The organism is Polynucleobacter sp. KF022 (genome assembly GCF_027924105.1).
GTDB lineage: Bacteria > Pseudomonadota > Gammaproteobacteria > Burkholderiales > Burkholderiaceae > Polynucleobacter.
On record NZ_AP026972.1, the window covers coordinates 145,350 to 161,518 of the forward strand.

Annotated in this window: 15 protein-coding genes; 11 read left to right on the plus strand and 4 right to left on the minus strand. The window is 45.8% G+C overall.

Going from position 1 to position 16,169, the window contains the following annotated elements; all coding sequences use genetic code 11:
* Positions 1 to 28: 28 nt before the first annotated feature.
* Both PKF022_RS00830 and PKF022_RS00835 read left to right on the plus strand, forming a co-directional pair.
* On the plus strand, positions 29 to 1,138 hold the full coding sequence (locus PKF022_RS00830; RefSeq protein ID WP_281776823.1) for an MltA domain-containing protein: 1,110 nt from the start codon (positions 29 to 31) through the stop codon (positions 1,136 to 1,138).
* Between the two features lie 27 nt (positions 1,139 to 1,165).
* The gene (locus PKF022_RS00835; protein ID WP_216231173.1) at positions 1,166 to 1,942 is read left to right on the plus strand and encodes an enoyl-CoA hydratase; all 777 of its coding nucleotides are present in this window, start codon (positions 1,166 to 1,168) and stop codon (positions 1,940 to 1,942) included.
* A gap of 10 nt (positions 1,943 to 1,952) precedes the next feature.
* On the opposite strand, the gene PKF022_RS00840 is transcribed toward PKF022_RS00835, so the two are convergent.
* Genes PKF022_RS00840 through bioA form a run of 4 tightly spaced genes read right to left on the minus strand, consistent with a single transcriptional unit; the run spans position 1,953 to position 6,499 of the window.
* Positions 1,953 to 3,149 carry a M20 aminoacylase family protein gene (locus tag PKF022_RS00840; RefSeq protein WP_281776824.1) on the minus strand — a complete coding sequence of 399 codons (1,197 nt, stop codon included), beginning with the start codon at positions 3,147 to 3,149 and terminating at the stop codon, positions 1,953 to 1,955.
* A 56-nt stretch (positions 3,150 to 3,205) separates the two neighbouring features.
* Positions 3,206 to 3,925, minus strand: a complete 720-nt coding sequence (gene bioD / locus PKF022_RS00845) for a dethiobiotin synthase (protein ID WP_281776825.1) — start codon at positions 3,923 to 3,925, stop codon at positions 3,206 to 3,208.
* Positions 3,918 to 5,156 (minus strand): 8-amino-7-oxononanoate synthase, encoded by a 1,239-nt coding sequence (locus PKF022_RS00850; RefSeq protein ID WP_281776826.1) that lies wholly within the window; start codon positions 5,154 to 5,156, stop codon positions 3,918 to 3,920. Before PKF022_RS00850 ends, bioD begins: the two co-directional genes overlap by 8 nt.
* A complete protein-coding gene (gene bioA / locus PKF022_RS00855; RefSeq protein ID WP_281776827.1) occupies positions 5,153 to 6,499 on the minus strand; it encodes an adenosylmethionine--8-amino-7-oxononanoate transaminase in 1,347 nt (448 codons plus the stop codon). Before bioA ends, PKF022_RS00850 begins: the two co-directional genes overlap by 4 nt.
* Before the next feature lie 89 nt (positions 6,500 to 6,588).
* On the opposite strand from bioA, the gene bioB reads away from it, so the two are divergent.
* The 9 genes from bioB (at position 6,589) to mraY (ending at position 16,161) form a co-directional block, all read left to right on the plus strand.
* The gene (bioB, locus tag PKF022_RS00860; RefSeq protein ID WP_281776828.1) at positions 6,589 to 7,638 is read left to right on the plus strand and encodes a biotin synthase BioB; all 1,050 of its coding nucleotides are present in this window, start codon (positions 6,589 to 6,591) and stop codon (positions 7,636 to 7,638) included.
* A gap of 12 nt (positions 7,639 to 7,650) precedes the next feature.
* Complete coding sequence (gene coq7, locus PKF022_RS00865) at positions 7,651 to 8,280, plus strand: 2-polyprenyl-3-methyl-6-methoxy-1,4-benzoquinone monooxygenase (protein ID WP_281776829.1); 630 nt, start codon at positions 7,651 to 7,653, stop codon at positions 8,278 to 8,280.
* Between the two features lie 302 nt (positions 8,281 to 8,582).
* Positions 8,583 to 9,011, plus strand: a complete 429-nt coding sequence (gene mraZ, locus PKF022_RS00870) for a division/cell wall cluster transcriptional repressor MraZ (RefSeq protein ID WP_068320686.1) — start codon at positions 8,583 to 8,585, stop codon at positions 9,009 to 9,011.
* Positions 9,012 to 9,023: 12 nt separating this feature from the next.
* Entirely contained in the window at positions 9,024 to 9,974 is a 951-nt protein-coding gene (rsmH, locus tag PKF022_RS00875) for a 16S rRNA (cytosine(1402)-N(4))-methyltransferase RsmH (RefSeq protein WP_281776830.1), read from the plus strand.
* On the plus strand, positions 9,971 to 10,237 hold the full coding sequence (gene ftsL, locus PKF022_RS00880; protein ID WP_216184662.1) for a cell division protein FtsL: 267 nt from the start codon (positions 9,971 to 9,973) through the stop codon (positions 10,235 to 10,237). Before rsmH ends, ftsL begins: the two co-directional genes overlap by 4 nt.
* Positions 10,234 to 12,006 (plus strand): penicillin-binding protein 2, encoded by a 1,773-nt coding sequence (locus PKF022_RS00885; RefSeq protein ID WP_281776831.1) that lies wholly within the window; start codon positions 10,234 to 10,236, stop codon positions 12,004 to 12,006. Before ftsL ends, PKF022_RS00885 begins: the two co-directional genes overlap by 4 nt.
* Positions 12,007 to 12,035: 29 nt before the next feature.
* A complete protein-coding gene (locus tag PKF022_RS00890) occupies positions 12,036 to 13,553 on the plus strand; it encodes a UDP-N-acetylmuramoyl-L-alanyl-D-glutamate--2,6-diaminopimelate ligase (protein ID WP_281776832.1) in 1,518 nt (505 codons plus the stop codon).
* Positions 13,554 to 13,561: 8 nt separating this feature from the next.
* Positions 13,562 to 15,001, plus strand: a complete 1,440-nt coding sequence (murF, locus tag PKF022_RS00895; RefSeq protein WP_281776833.1) for a UDP-N-acetylmuramoyl-tripeptide--D-alanyl-D-alanine ligase — start codon at positions 13,562 to 13,564, stop codon at positions 14,999 to 15,001.
* Complete coding sequence (gene mraY, locus PKF022_RS00900) at positions 14,992 to 16,161, plus strand: phospho-N-acetylmuramoyl-pentapeptide-transferase (RefSeq protein ID WP_281776834.1); 1,170 nt, start codon at positions 14,992 to 14,994, stop codon at positions 16,159 to 16,161. Before murF ends, mraY begins: the two co-directional genes overlap by 10 nt.
* The last annotated feature ends 8 nt before the right edge of the window (positions 16,162 to 16,169 follow it).

Genomic DNA, 16,169 nt, shown 5'->3' on the forward strand with positions numbered 1-16,169 from the left:
TGGATATTCATCGAGTAAATTGGCGATCATGATTTGTAAATTTAAATTTGTTGTATTAAGTGTATTCGCAATTCTGCTCACGAGCTTGATTGCAGGATGTTCTACTCCCCCTACTCGCGGTGCGGGATTTCGCTCCAGTAGCTCGGGTGCGTCACCATCGAGCTACAGCTCTTCCATTGCCAGTTTCAGCGCAGTATCTTGGCAGGCCTTGCCGGGATGGCAAGAAGATGACTTGTCTCAAGCATGGCCTGCATGGTTAAAAAGTTGCGATGCCCTACGCAAAAAAAATAGTGAAATCAATTGGCGTCCGGTATGCGCTCAAGCAAGTAATGTTTCAAGTCGTGATGCGCAATCGATTCGGAAATATTTTGAAAGTAATTTTCAGGCCTATGAAATTCGCACTAGCTCTGGAAGTGATACCGGTTTGATCACCGGCTATTATGAGCCGGTGATCAGTGGTTCGTTAACTCGCACCAGTACTTACACTGTTCCTCTTTATAGTTACCCAAGTGCTTGGCGCAAATCAAAACCTAATCCCGGCCCAACCCGTGCAGAGCTAATAAATTCAGGGGTTTTAAAGGGCTCGGAAATTGCTTGGGTACAAGACCCAGTTGAAGCTGCCTCCATGCAAATTCAGGGCTCGGGAAAAATTCGTCTCGAGGACGGCAAAATTATGCAACTTGGGTTTGCTGGAACAAATGAACAGCCCTTTAAATCATCGGCACAATGGTTGCTTGATCGAAAAGAAATCACTCGTAGCGAAGCAACCATGCAGGGTATCTCGCAATGGGCTAAGCGAAATCCTGAGCGTGTGAATGAAATGCTCAATGCTAATCCCCGTTTTGTCTTTTTTAAAGAAACCTTTGGCACTGTTGGTGCTCTGGGTGTGTCATTAACTAGCGAGCGCAGTATCGCGGTTGATCCCCAAGCAATGCCTTTGGGGGCTCCAGTGTTTCTTGCAACCACTAAACCGCTGAGCAACCAGTCTTTACAAAAACTGGTAATGGCCCAAGATACGGGTAAAGCGATTGTGGGCGGCGTCAGAGCAGACTACTATTGGGGATCAGGAGATTCTGCTGGAGAGATGGCGGGTCGCATGAAACAAAACGGTAGGATGTGGTTGTTGCTTCCGCGTTAATAGTGTACTTATTATTGAAAGAAATTCATGAGCTACAAAACAATTTTGACTGAAGTAGACGGTAGAGTTGCCACGATTACTTTGAATCGTCCTGAGGTGCTCAATGCGTTGAATGATCAACTGATGGATGAGCTTGGTGCTGCGTTGTTGGCATTTGACGCGGACGATAACATTGGCTGCATGATCATTACTGGTAGTGAAAAGGCATTTGCAGCCGGTGCAGATATTGCTTCAATGGCGAAGTATGGTTTGAAAGACGTTTATCGCGAAGACTTTATTACCCGTAATTGGGAAGAGATTAAAAAAGTCCGTAAGCCAGTCATTGCTGCAGTCTCTGGCTATGCTCTAGGTGGTGGGTGCGAGTTAGCGATGATGTGCGACACCATTATGGCTGCTGATAATGCGAAGTTTGCTCAACCCGAGGTGAAGTTGGGCATCATTCCTGGTGCGGGTGGTACACAACGTTTGCCCCGCGCTGTATCAAAAGCCAAGGCAATGGACTTAGCATTAACAGGGCGCATGATGGATGCTGCAGAAGCTGAGCGTTCTGGATTGGTTGCCAGAATATTTCCTCAAGCAGACTTGCTAAAAGAAGTGAAAGCAATTGCTAAGGGAATCGCGGATATGCCTTTATTGACTGCCATGATGGTCAAAGAGAGTATCAATACTGCATACGAAACGACCTTGTCCGAAGGAATTCATTTTGAGCGCCGTCTGTTTCATGCCTGTTTTGGTACAAACGATCAGAAGGAAGGTATGGCTGCGTTTATGGAAAAACGCCCAGCCAAATTTACTAATTCTTAATTAAAAGAATTTAGATTTTCTCTAGGAAGCGTTGAGCTAATTTGACCCAATAGCTCACGCCCACTGGAATCAAAGAGTCATTGAAGTCGTAGGAGGGATTATGTAGGTGGCATGGACCCATGCCGTGACCTACGGAGCGATGATCGCCATCGCCATTGCCCAGGAATACATAGCAACCTGGCTTCTCCAGCAACATAAATGCAAAATCTTCAGCGCCCATCGTAGGATCGATTGAAGCATTAACATTTTGCTTGCCCACCAATTCGCTCATGACTTCAGTAGCAAATTCCACTTCATTCGCATGATTAATAAGTGGCGGGTAATTTCGTGCAAATGTAATTTCCGCTTGGCAATCGAAAGCGCTCGAAACGCTGTGAGCAATTTCTCGTAAGCGTTGCTCAATGAGGTCCAACACATCTAAAGTGAAGGTGCGGACTGTGCCGCCGATAAAGGCGCTATCAGGAATAACGTTGCTAGTTTCACCCGCATGAAATTGGGTGATCGATAAAACAGCCGCATCCACAGGGCGTTTATTGCGTGTAATGATGCTTTGTAATGCAAGTACTACTTGTGCACCAGCAAAAACTGGGTCAGCGCTATTGTGGGGTAAGGCTGCGTGACCACCTTTACCTTTGATAGTAATTTCAAACGTATTACTAGAGGCCATCATAGGTCCAGGCGTTACGCCAAAGTGACCTTCTGCTAAACCAGGCCAATTGTGTAAACCAAATACGGCATCACATGGAAACTCTTTAAAGAGTCCATCTTTGATCATTTCATTTGCACCGGCACCACCTTCTTCAGCAGGCTGAAAAATAAAAATTACCGTGCCTTTGAAATCGCGGTGATTTGATAAATACTGTGCAGCACCAAGAAGCATAGCGGTGTGACCATCATGACCACAGGCATGCATTTTTCCTGGATTTTTTGAGGCATGTGCAAAGTTATTGTGTTCTTGAAGTGGCAGTGCGTCCATATCGGCACGTAGACCAATCATCTTGCCTGGGCCTAAGTCACCATCTAGGCGACCCACTACGCCAGTTTTTCCCATACCGCGGTAAACGGCAATTCCCCAGCTGGAGAGTGCTTCTGCTACCAAGTCGGCTGTGCGATTCTCTTCAAAACGCAATTCAGGATGCGCATGAATATTGCGTCTAATTTCTTGAATAGCTTCTGCGGAGTCAGTAATTTCTGGGATTAAATGCATCCCTTCATCTTATCCGAAAGTCTTTTGCGATGCCTTTGAATGCTGACGGATGCTGATTATTGCTTGGGTAATTGAATGTGCTGTGCAGCAAATTTCAAAGCATCAATTGAATAAGGGCTATTAGCAGCTTTCCAAAGCTCTTTTGGGAGGGGTGGAATAAGACCTAAAAATGGCGCTCCAATTCTGGCTTGCAAGGTTTGTAGGTTTTCTTGCAGTAGCGGCATTTCTTCGCTAAGAGCATTGGCTACCCATCCAGAAATCTTTAAATTACGTGCCTTGATTGCTTCATAAGTCAGGATAGCGTGATTGATGCAGCCTAATTTCATACCCACCACGAGAATAAGTGGCATATCAATGATTTTTGCAAACTCTCCAAGGTCTTCATCTGCATTCAGTGGAATGAGCAAACCGCCAGCACCTTCAACCACAATGCAATCTGCATGTTGGTGAATATTCTGAAAAGCTTGATGCATCAAACTCATTTCCAGTTGAATTCCCTGCTTTTCTGCTACGAGGTGGGGAGCGGCGGCTTGATCCAGCACATAAGGGCAAAGATTGAATTCATTAGAGCCAAGGTTTGATGCAATGCGCAGCGTTTCCAAATCCTCGTTGAGGGTTATTCCCTGTGCATCTTTGTAGGTGCCGGCGACAACAGGTTTAAAGCCAATGGTTTTAATGCCTTGCTCACGCAACTTCAGGATGAGAGCGCCACTTACCAATGTTTTGCCAACCTCGGTATCTGTGCCGGTAACAAAGAATCCAAACTGCTTATTCATCAGATGCCTTTTGGATTGCTGCTTGTTCTATGGTCTTCAAAGTGGTGATTAGCTGACGTAAATCTGCTTCGCTATGATTGGCAGAAAAGGTAATCCGTAATCTTGCACTCCCAATAGGAACGGTGGGTGGGCGAATGGCTGGAATCCAGTAACCTGCTTCGTCTAATAATTTGGCGGCTAATAAAGCATTGGCGTTACTACCCAAAATGACAGGCTGAATGGCAGTGCAAGAGGAGACTTTTTCCCATTGAGAAAAATGCATTTCATCTTGCCAAATACGAATGAGTTGATTCAGTTGGGCGCGACGATTGCCTCCCTCATCCCCCTCAATAATGTCTAAACTCTTTGTGAGTGTGTGCGCTATTGCTGGTGGCGTAGCAGTACTGTAAATAAACGGACGGCCTTTTTGAATTAGCCATTCAATCAAGGTTTTGTGTGCACAAACAAAGGCGCCACTAACACCAGCAGCCTTGCCAAGTGTACCGATATAAACAATGCGTTCTGAGCAGATATTTTCCTGTTCCAAAATGCCATGCCCTTGTTTTCCGAGCACGCCAAAGCCGTGCGCGTCATCTACCAATAGGAGCGCATCATGTTGCTCTGCGAGCTCCAATAGTTTCTTCACGGGAGCGAGGTCGCCATCCATGCTAAAGACGCCATCGGTAACGATCATCTTGAGATCACTTTGATCCGCCTTTAGTAATTCGCTTAAAGTATTTACTTCCTCATGATCAAATAAGCTCACGCGTGCATTTGACTGTGCGCTTGCGAGACGAACACCATCAATTAGTGAAGCATGATTTAGCTTTGCAGAGTAAATGCTGATATACCCTTGTGGTGCAAGCCTTGCAAAGGCTGTAATAGCTGTCAGGTTAGTAAGATAGCCGGTGCTAAAAAAGAGCGCGCGTGCATCTGGGATATGTTGCTTTTGGAAAGCAGCTAACTTGGCTTCAAGAATCTCATGAGCAACACTGTGACCGCTAATGAGATGGGAAGCGCCGCTACCAACACCATATATCTTGGCACCTTCTGCAATGGCTTGAATTAAATCGGGATGGTTTGCGAGCCCTAGATAGTCATTGCTACAGAAGGCCTTTAACTCACGCCCATTAACTACGGCTTTGGTGTCGCATGGGGATTGAGTCGCTTTGAGTTTTCGCTTTAGTAGTTGCAGATCTAAATCCGCAATTTGATCTTGAGCTAAACGAAGGGCATTAAATGAGTTCGTCATGCTAATGTCTTTTCTAGGGCAAGCTTTACTGCGCTACCCAATTGCATCGCTTCTTCGGATGACAAAATATATGGGGGCATCACATAAATCGTGTTGCCGATAGGTCTAATTAATATTCCCTTTTCTAAACTATGAGCAAACATAGTTCGTGCAAAAGTTTTTGCGTCCTTGAGACAATCATTTTTAATATCGAATGCCAAAATCATTCCCTGCTGCCGCCAATGCTCGATACGTTCATCGGTCTTTGCCCACGCAAAAGCTTTAGCTAAATCCTTTGAGCGCTCAATATTTCTTTCCAATACATTTTCAGCTTCAAAAATCTCAAGGCAAGCCAGAGCAGCAGCGCATGCTAGTGGATTGCCGGTATATGAGTGGGAGTGTAAAAACCCTTGCGATGTTTGGTCACCATAAAATGCTTGGTAAATCTGCTTGGTAGTAAGACATAGAGATAGTGGCAAGTAGCCGCCACTAATTCCCTTGGAAAGGGTTAAGAAGTCTGGCCAGATACCAGCGTGCTCACAGGCGAAAAACTTACCGCTCCGCCCACAGCCAACGGCAATCTCATCTGCAATCAGATGCACTTCATAGCGATTGCATAGCTCTCTGACTAGGCACAGATATTCGGGAGAGTGCATAGCCATTTGTCCGGCGCATTGCACTAAAGGTTCGACAATAAAGGCGGCTATCTGTTGATGCTCTTTTGCAAATAACTCTTCAAGCTGTTTGGCTGCGTGTTTTGCCACATCTTCTGCGGTCTCACCAACTTTTGCTTTGCGTGCATCGGGGGAGGTGACTGTGTAGACATCTTGAAGCAGCGACCCGTAAGCTTCTCTGAAAATGGCTACGTCAGTTACCGCTAATGCACCTAGCGTTTCTCCGTGATAACCATTTTCTACACAAACAAACTTTTTCTTTTGTGGTTTGCCATTGAGCTGCCAATAGTGATGACTCATCTTCAGCGCAATCTCCACAGCAGAAGCGCCATCAGATGCGTAAAAGACGTGGCCTAAATGATGATTGGTAAGTGCCGACAGTTTTTCGGATAACTCCACTACTGGTGGATGCGTGAATCCTGCGAGCATCACATGCTCAATTTTTTCTAGCTGCTCTGTAATTGCTTGATTGATACGTGGATTGGAGTGGCCAAATAAATTGGTCCACCAAGAGCTAATAGCGTCGAGCAGGGCATTGCCGTTTTCGTCATATAACCAAGCGCCCCTACCTTTTGTAATGGCAACCAGCGGAAATGACTCATGCTGTTTCATCTGAGTGCATGGGTGCCAAACTGCGGCTAGGCTGCGGTCAACAAGGGGAGCTTGATTTAAGTCAGAAATAACCTTCATGTTTGATATTTGACCACTAGTTTTCCCAATTTCAGGCCTGTATCTGTTATGTTTATGCCTTGAATCTACCTAATTTCTGGAATTTGCCCATGCAGGACACTCAAACCGTTGAAAAACCTTTAACCCAGTTCAAATCGAAGGCTGAATTGCACCAGGGTGCAAATACAGAGATCGTGGCAGCTGGAGAGTGGTCCGTGGCTCAAATTGAGGCCTTATTTGCGCTTTCCTTTAATGAATTGATGCTCAAGGCCCAAGAGACTCATAAGGCTTATTTCCCTGAGGGTGATGTGGAATTGGCTACCTTGTTGTCAATCAAGACAGGTGGTTGTCCTGAGGATTGCGGCTATTGCCCTCAAGCTGCGCGTTATGACACCGACGTTAAGGCCGAGAAGTTGATGGGCTTGGACGAGGTTTTAGAGGCTGCCAAAGCAGCCAAAGCGGCTGGCTCTAACCGTTTCTGTATGGGTGCTGCTTGGCGCGAACCTAAAGACCGCGATATCGAAAAAGTCACTGCCATGATCAAGGGCGTAAAGGCCTTAGGACTTGAAACCTGTGCCACCTTGGGCATGCTGGAGGCCGATCAAGCTCAGGCGCTTCAAGAGGCTGGTTTGGACTTCTACAACCATAATCTAGATACCAGTGAAGACTTTTACCGCTCAGTAATTTCTACTCGGGGCTACCAGGATCGTTTAGATACGATTTCAAACGTCCGTGCTGCTGGTATGTCAGTGTGTTGTGGCGGCATCGTGGGTATGGGTGAGTCTAGAGAGCAGCGAGCTGCTTTTCTTGCGCGCTTGGCTAATTTGAGCCCTTACCCAGAGTCGGTACCTATTAACCATTTGGTGCCGGTTGCTGGTACACCATTGGCGGACCAAAAACCCCTTGATCCACTTGAGTTTGTGAGAACCATTGCAGTTGCGAGAATCACCATGCCTAAAGCCCGTGTACGCCTTTCAGCAGGCCGTCAGGAGCTGGGCAGAGCTGTTCAGGCCATGTGCTTCTTGGCTGGCGCTAATTCGATTTTCTATGGTGAGCAATTACTCACTACTGGCAATCCAGAGGCCGAACAAGACCGTGAGCTCTTGGCTGAGCTGGGTCTAAAGACTAAGCAAAGCAGTAAAGCAGAGGTTTTGATCTAACTTTTCTCCAGAATGTCCCCAATAGATCGTCTTATTCTGGAGTTTGACACCGCCCTTCGGTCGGTTGTTGGGGGCGCCAATGCTCAAAGGCCTATTCCAGGGTCAAATTTAGCGAGTAACTCAGGGTTAAATGCCGCTGAACGAAAACATGCTGCAGGTCTCATGCGAGTAAATCACGTTGGCGAAGTTTGTGCTCAAGCGCTATATCAATCACAAAAATTAGTTGCACGAAATCCAGAAATTCAGGAGATGCTGAATCACTCAGGTCAAGAAGAGATGGATCATCTTGCGTGGTGTGAAACTCGCCTCCAAGAACTTGGTTCGCATACGAGTTATCTTAACCCGTTGTGGTATGCAGGATCCTTTGCAATCGGCATGGCAGCAGGCTTAGCGGGTGATAAGTGGAGCTTAGGTTTTGTGGCTGAAACAGAAAAACAAGTTGAGAATCACTTAGAAAGTCATCTCCAAAAATTGCCAAAAGATGATCAACGCTCACGCGCAATTGTTGATCAAATGCGCGTTGATGAAATTGCTCACGGACAAGCTGCAAAAAATGCAGGCGGTGCACATTTGCCAGAACCTGTTCAGAAAATAATGCAGGCAATGTCTAAGATAATGACCACTACTGCTTACAAAATTTAAAACTGAAATACGATTAATTCTTAAAAATTAATTTCTGATTAATTTTGATATATTTTTTTGATATTACTGTTTATAAATACAGTATATTTTGGGATTATCTAGCCCAATAGCTAAGATCTATTCTTAAGTATATTTTCCAAGCCATTGTTTCAAGTAGCTATTTTACTAACACCATTTTCTGAACACACGACGCTAAGTGTTTGTAAACACTAGAGAAATTCCTAAAAAAACTCCTAAAAACACTTGACCCTCTTAGTGCGATCCTCTAAAGTGGGAGGAAGTGTGAAAAAGTGGGGTAAATGGTGTTTCAAGGTGCGTCAGCTCTCAATTTAGATGCAAAAGGCCGCATGTCTGTGCCGGCAAAGCATCGTGACGCCCTGTTGGTTCAGGGCGAGGGCCGAATCACGCTCACAAAACACCCCGATGGCTGCCTACTTCTGTTCCCAAGGCCTGAGTGGGAAACCTTCAGAGCGAGAGTTGCACAACTTCCAATGGATGCTCATTGGTGGCGTCGAATCTTCTTGGGTAACGCAGCGGAAATGGATTTGGATAGTGCTGGTCGCGTATTGGTCAGTCCAGAATTGCGCGCAGCAGCTGGCATAGAAAAAGAAGTGATATTGCTTGGCATGGGAAGTCACTTGGAATTGTGGGACGCAGCTACATACGCTGCAAAAGAACAGGCTGCGATTGCGCAAGGCATGCCTGAAGCACTCAAGCAATTTAATTTTTGATGACAGGGTGCTATGAACATAACTCATCGCCCAGTGTTACTGGCCGAGGCGGTGACGGCGCTAGTTGGTGGCCCACTGATTCAAAATCAAAATGCAGCAAAACAAATTCTGGTAATCGATGGAACCTTTGGGCGTGGCGGTCATACTCAAGCACTGCTCAAAGAATTGAATCCATCAGCACGCATGATTTCTTTCGACAAGGATCTGGATGCGATTGCAGTAGCGCAGCAGATCAACGATCCACGTTTAAAGATTGTGCACGACAGTTTTGCGCAGATGGATCAGTACGCAGAAACAGAATCGGTCGATGGAATTTTGTTGGATTTAGGAATCAGCTCGCCGCAAGTGGACGAAGCACATCGGGGATTTTCATTTCGTCGCGAAGGTCCGCTCGATATGCGCATGAATACCGATCATGGTTTGACGGCAGCAGAGTGGTTGGCGCAAGCACCGGTGGAGGAAATCACGCACGTGATTAAGACTTACGGAGAAGAGCGCTTTGCATATCAGATCGCTAAAGCCATTGTGGCCAAGCGTGAAGAAGGATTGTCACCAAAAACTACGACAGAATTAGCAAGTCTAGTTGCTAGTGTTGTACGCACACGTGAAGCAGGGCAAGATCCTGCAACCAGAACATTTCAAGCTCTGCGCATTTTTATTAATCGCGAGCTAGAAGATTTAGAGCTCGGTTTAAAAGCGGCATTGAAATTATTAAAGCCTGGCGCCAGACTAGCGGTGATTAGTTTTCACTCTCTTGAAGATCGAATTGTGAAGCAGTTTATGCAGGCACATGCAAAAGTAGAGGTCCCACGTGGCCTACCTGTGCGTGATAGAGATCTGCCGCAAAGTGCACTGGAAATTATTGGTCGTATTAAGCCAAGTAATACCGAGGTTTCTGAGAATCCGCGTGCACGTTCAGCAATTATGCGTGTTGCTGAAAAGCGTATGGGAGCAGTTGCATGAATCGCGCAACATTGACATTGCTTGCGCTGCTATTAATTTGTGCGCTATCACTAGTGGCAGCCCAGCAGCGCGCACGTAAGTTATTTATTCTGCAGGAACGTGCGCAAATTGAAGAGCGCAAGTTAAATCAAGAATGGTTGCGACTCGAGTATGAGCAACGCAATCTTTCAAAGTCAGCACGCATTCGTGATGTTGCTCGCAATCAATTGCGCATGTCCCCAATCTCCCCAGAGCGTACTTTGTACTTGAGGGAGACCAAATGAGACCAGTTGGTTTTTCTACTACACCAAATTTAGTATTGCGTCTGCCAATGTGGCGGTCTCGTTTAATGCTATTCCTCTTATTCTTTGTTTTCATGATGCTATTACTGCGCGCATTTTGGATTCAGGGACCGGGCAATGCATTTTATGAAGCCAAAGGTGTGCGTGGTACTCAGCGGGAGCTGGAGCTACCTGCAAGTCGTGGAAAAATTTTGGATCGTAATGGCCAGGTGATTGCAACCAGCTTAGAGGCCAAGTCAGTTATTGCCTATAACGATACAGTTCCAGATGATTTGGCCGCTGACAAAGTACAAAAGTTAGCTAGCCTTTTGCAGATCAGTGAAGCAGAGTTGCGTAAAAAATTAAAGGAAGAGCGTAAGCAGATCTTCTTAAAACGCCAGGTTGATCCAGCAATTGCGCAACAAATTAAGCAATTAGAAATCCCAGGCATTGGTTTGAATAATGAATATCGTCGCTTCTACCCAGAGGGCGAGGCGATGGCGCACGTGGTTGGCTTTACAAACGTTAACGATAAAGGCCAAGAGGGTATGGAGCTTTCGAGAGAGAAAGATCTTGCCGGACACCCAGGACAGAGGCGTGTAGTGGTTGATCGTCTCGGGCGCGTTGTCGATGAAATGGCTGTTTTGCAATTGCCACAAAATGGCAAGGACTTGAATCTTTCGATTGATAGCAAGATTCAGTTCTTAGCCTATAACGCTGTGAAAGATGCAGTTGAAAAGCATCACGCTAAAGCAGGTGGTGCGGTAGTGCTTGATACGCAAACGGGCGAGATCTTGGCTTTGGCAAATTACCCGAGTTATAACCCGAATGATCGAAGAGTGCTAACAGGCGAGCAATTACGCAATCGTGTATTGACGGATACTTTTGAGCCTGGTTCAACTATGAAACCTTTGACTATTGCAATTGCTTTAGAAAAGGGGGCCGTTAAGCCGGACACCAATATGGTGATTGGTGCGAAATATTTAATTGGGCCTAAGCCAATTACGGATACGCACCCCTATGGAAATCTAACGGTCTCTCAAATTATTCAAAAGTCTAGCAATATTGGTACAGCAAAGATTGCAATGAATAGTCTTTCCGCTGAAGAGATGTGGGATTTCTATACGGCAGTTGGGTTTGGTCAGGCCCCCAAAATTGGTTTCCCTGGCGCCGTTGCCGGAACGGTTCACCCGTTTAAAAAGTGGATGCCGACAGATCAGGCGCGCATTGCATTTGGTTATGGTATTTCCGCCTCTTTATTTCAGGTTGCACGCGCATACACAGTATTTGCTCGGGATGGTGAATTAGTGCCTTTGACAATTGAACGTAGTCCAGAGTTCAAGCCAGGCACTAAAGTCCTTTCTCCAAAAACTGCAATTGAAATGCGCAGCATGATGGAGTCTGTTACCGAGCCCGGTGGTACTGCTATTAAGGCGCAGGCTGAAGGATTCCGTGTTGGTGGCAAGACTGGAACAGCGCATAAGTTAGTTGGTAAGGGGTACGGCAATAAATATCGCGCTTACTTTGCTGGTTTAGCTCCCATTAGTGCGCCGCGGATTGTGGTTGCAGTGATGATTGATGAGCCTACTGGTGGAAGTCACTACGGTGGCGACGTAGCAGCTCCTGTGTTTTCAACAATTGTGAGCGAAACACTCCATACCTTAAACGTTTTGCCAGACAACAAAGTCAAGCAAATGGTATTGCAGGATAAGAGTCCACAGGAGATTCAAGCTGCAAATACCCAAGTTCAACATGTGGTTTTGAAGCGATGAGGGTGGACTTGAAAATAGACACCAATCACTTGATTGACCACTTACACACTTTAGCGAACTCTTCCGCAAAAGTGTGTGCGGATAGTCGCCAGATTCAGTCTGGCGATATCTTTTTTGCATATCCTGTGGGTCATGGCAATGCATTGCGCGATGGCCGTCAATTTATCAATGCTGCTTTGGAAGCTGGTGCAGCAGCCGTAGTGTTTGATCCGGAGGGTATGGGTAATCAATTTGTTGATCATCCACAATGTTTCGCAGTTGCAAATCTTGCTGCACACGCAGGCCAATTGTGCTCGCAGTGGTATGAGCACCCTAGCAAGGAATTAAGCATCATCGGTGTGACTGGTACTAATGGGAAAACGAGCATTACTCAGTGGCTCGCCCAAGCTTTAGATACTAGCAATCACCGCGCTGCGGTTTTAGGCACCTTAGGTACTGGCTTTCCGGGATCTTTAGTTCAAACTGGCTACACCACTCCAGATGCTCCAAAGTTACAAACTCAACTAGCAGAGTTGCGTACTGCTGGAGCAAAGCAAGTTGCTATGGAAGTGTCTTCACATGCGCTTCATCAAGAGCGAATTGCTGGAACCGAAATTAATTGTGCAGTCTTCAGTAATCTCACGCAAGATCATTTGGATTACCACGGCAATATGGCCGATTATGCTGAAGCAAAAGCAAAGCTATTTCAGCAGTCTGGGCTTAAGCACGCGGTGATCAATTTGGATGATGTATTTGGCCGTGAGTTAGCCATGAACTTATTGGCGAAAGATGGCCTGAAGGTATGGGCATATGCATTGTCTCCAGCAGCATTTTCGGGTTTTGAGAAGTTTGGTCAGCGCCTACAACGTAGTTATGCAAAAGATTCAGTCCTGAGCGGGGCGGGTTATCTCTCCACTTTTATTTGTGATGGCCTGGGAAGTGTCCAGCTTCATCTTCCTTTGTTAGGTGAATTTAATTTAAGCAATGCCCTTGCAGTATGGACGGTATTGCTTTCGCAAGGTATGAGCTGTGAGCTTGCGTCACAAAAGGTTAGTCAATTAAATCCAGTGCTCGGTCGCATGGAGTTAATTCAACTTGGCAAACCTCAAAAAACAGAAGGTTTGTTGGCAGTTGTGGACTATGCACACACCCCGGATGCTTTAGAGAAAACTTTGCGCGCCTTACGCCCTATCGCGGATCAACGTGGCGGAAATATTTGGTGTGTATTTGGTTGTGGTGGTGATAGAGATGTCGGCAAGCGATCGTTGATGGGCGCTGTTGCTGAGCGTTACGCCGATCAGGTTTTGATTACAAGCGACAATCCGCGGTCAGAAGATCCACAGGTCATCATGCAGATGATTCGTGATGGTATGAGATCTGAAGCACAAAATGTTCAGATGATTGCTGATCGTGCGGCTGCCATTATGGCTGCCATTCGTCATGCAGGTCCTCGCGATATTGTATTGGTTGCTGGTAAGGGTCATGAGACTACCCAAGAAATCAATGGTAAGAAATTTGATTTCTCGGACCAAGAACATATTCGCTTAGCTGCTGGGGGCGGAATCTAATGCCCATCATGACAATGCTTGCGCAAGCACAGGCTATGCTGCCTGGAAGCACATTAATTAATGCTTCCACTGACACTGCCAAAGAATTAATTATTTCTCGAGTAGGTACTGATAGTCGCCAAATTGAGCGTAATGAGTTATTTGTGGCTCTAGTGGGCGAGCGTTTTGACGCGCATGACTTTTTATCTGATGTAGCGAAAGCAGGTGCAGGGGCTGCGTTAATTAGTAGCCAGGATAAATGTCCGGCAGACTTACCAGCCATTTGTGTTTCCAATACTCGTGTTGGTTTAGGAAACTTAGCCAAAGCATGGCGCGTCAATCATCCAGTTCCTTTGGCATTAGTTACTGGTAGCAATGGTAAGACTACTGTTAAAGAAATGATCGCATCGATTTTTAAGGCTGCGGTTGGCGAACAACATACCTTGGTAACTAAGGGTAACTTAAATAACGATATTGGCTTACCTTTAACACTATTAAAGTTACGCTCCACTGATCGCCTGGCAGTTGTTGAGCTGGGAATGAATCATCCAGGCGAGACTGCACAGTTAGCTGCAATTGCACAGCCCAATATTGCGTTAATCAATAATGCCCAACGTGAGCATCAGGAGTTTATGGCAACGGTAGCGGCCGTAGCTGAAGAGCACTCGGATGCAATTCGTGCGTTGCCAGGTGACGGTGTTGCTGTATTTCCAGCGGATTCAGAATTTTCAAATGTGTGGCGACAAGCTGCTGCCGGTCGTAAAGTAATGGATTTCGTTCTTTCATCTGCGCAGAACAAGGTGTCAGCCGCAGTAACTGGCACCCTATTAAGCAATGGGTTAGTACAGATTAAAACTGAACAAGGCAGCATCGAGGTTCAGTTGAATACCCTAGGAAGCCATAATGTTCGCAATGCTTTAGCGGCAAGTGCGGTAGGAATTGCTGCTGGCGTAAGTCTTGAAAAAATTAAGCAGGGACTCGAATCCTTCTCGCCGGTCAATGGACGTATGCAAGCTAAGGCGATCGATTCAAATCGAACCCTCATTGATGATAGCTACAACGCTAATCCCGATTCTGTGCGAGCAGCGATCGATGCCTTAAAGCAATCAGGCAATTTATCTTGGTTGATTTTGGGTGATATGGGTGAGGTTGGTAATCAAGGCCCTGAGTTCCATCGTGAGGTAGGTGCATACGCGGCTGAGCAGGGAGTCAGTAAGCTGTTTGCTCTAGGTGAGCAGTGCCAATTTGCACTGCAGGGATTTAACGAGTCCGCTAACAATAATGCAACTTCATTGCATGCAAAACATTTCGCAGATATGGATAGTTTGATTGTGCAATTAAAAGATGCACTTCATGCTCAGTCCAGCGGCAGTAATCAGCATTTAAATATTTTGGTTAAAGGTTCACGGTTTATGCGCATGGAGCGTGTAGTGCAGGCCTTGTTAGAGGAGGCTAAAACATGCTCTTAATGTTGGCGCAATGGTTGCAGGATGACTTCGGATTTTTCCGGGTGTTTAGCTACATCACTTTTAGAGCGGTGATGGCAACGGTGACTGCATTGTTAATTGGTTTGGCTGCGGGACCTTGGGTTATTCGCAAGCTCACTGCCTTAAAAATGGGTCAAGCAGTAAGAACAGATGGACCGCAAACGCATTTAGTGAAATCAGGCACTCCAACAATGGGTGGTGTTTTGATTTTGATTGGTATCTTTATTTCATGCATATTGTGGGCAGATCTTAGCAATCGATTTATTTGGATTGTGATGATTGTTACCTTTGGCTTTGGCTTGGTAGGTTGGGTAGATGATTACCGTAAAGTGGTCTACAAAGATCCTAAGGGTATGGCCTCGAAAGAGAAATTCTTTTGGCAAACCTTGATTGGTTTATTTGCTGCAATCTATCTCGCATTCTCTGTTTCTGAAGTTAACAACCTCAAGGTGCTGCAATTGTTCTATGAGTGGCTCAGAAGCGGCTTTGCTTTAGACCTACCAGCAAAAACGAACTTGCTATTACCGTTTATGAAGGAAGTAAGCTACCCATTGGGAATTATGGGCTTCATTATTTTGAGTTACTTAGTAATTGTTGGCAGTAGTAACGCTGTGAATCTAACTGATGGTCTTGATGGTTTGGTCATCATGCCGGTGATTCTGGTGGGCGCGGCTTTAGGTGCTTTTGCCTATGTGATGGGTAATGCGATTTATGCGAAGTACCTCCTCTTCCCTTATATTCCTGGCGCTGGCGAATTAATGATTTTCTGTGGTGCTATGGGTGGCGCAGGCTTAGCTTTCCTTTGGTACAACACTCATCCAGCCCAAGTATTTATGGGGGATGTGGGTGCGTTAGCTTTGGGTGGTGCACTCGGCACTATTGCTGTCATTGTTCGACAAGAAATTGTCTTATTTGTGATGGGCGGCATTTTTGTTGCTGAAACAGTTTCAGTCATGCTCCAAGTATTTTGGTTCAAAGTAACTAAAAAACATTTTGGCGAGGGCCGTCGCATTTTCCGAATGGCGCCACTACATCATCATTTTGAATTGGGCGGTTGGAAAGAAACACAAGTAGTTGTGCGTTTCTGGATTATCACCATTCTTTTAGTCTTAATTGGCTTATCTAGCTTGAAGTTACGGTGATCCAAAAG

Bases quoted from the DNA above. Each gene is read 5' to 3' on its own strand.
- PKF022_RS00850 (WP_281776826.1), bottom strand. From the start codon at position 5,156: ATGACGAACTCATTTAATGCCCTTCGTTTAGCTCAAGATCAAATTGCG.
- rsmH (WP_281776830.1), top strand. From the start codon at position 9,024: ATGAACATAACTCATCGCCCAGTGTTACTGGCCGAGGCGGTGACGGCG.
- bioB (WP_281776828.1), top strand. From the start codon at position 6,589: ATGCAGGACACTCAAACCGTTGAAAAACCTTTAACCCAGTTCAAATCG.
- mraY (WP_281776834.1), top strand. From the start codon at position 14,992: ATGCTCTTAATGTTGGCGCAATGGTTGCAGGATGACTTCGGATTTTTC.
- bioA (WP_281776827.1), bottom strand. From the start codon at position 6,499: ATGAAGGTTATTTCTGACTTAAATCAAGCTCCCCTTGTTGACCGCAGC.
- PKF022_RS00830 (WP_281776823.1), top strand. From the start codon at position 29: ATGATTTGTAAATTTAAATTTGTTGTATTAAGTGTATTCGCAATTCTG.
- PKF022_RS00885 (WP_281776831.1), top strand. From the start codon at position 10,234: ATGAGACCAGTTGGTTTTTCTACTACACCAAATTTAGTATTGCGTCTG.
- PKF022_RS00840 (WP_281776824.1), bottom strand. From the start codon at position 3,149: ATGCATTTAATCCCAGAAATTACTGACTCCGCAGAAGCTATTCAAGAA.
- bioD (WP_281776825.1), bottom strand. From the start codon at position 3,925: ATGAATAAGCAGTTTGGATTCTTTGTTACCGGCACAGATACCGAGGTT.
- ftsL (WP_216184662.1), top strand. From the start codon at position 9,971: ATGAATCGCGCAACATTGACATTGCTTGCGCTGCTATTAATTTGTGCG.
- murF (WP_281776833.1), top strand. From the start codon at position 13,562: ATGACAATGCTTGCGCAAGCACAGGCTATGCTGCCTGGAAGCACATTA.
- PKF022_RS00835 (WP_216231173.1), top strand. From the start codon at position 1,166: ATGAGCTACAAAACAATTTTGACTGAAGTAGACGGTAGAGTTGCCACG.
- coq7 (WP_281776829.1), top strand. From the start codon at position 7,651: ATGTCCCCAATAGATCGTCTTATTCTGGAGTTTGACACCGCCCTTCGG.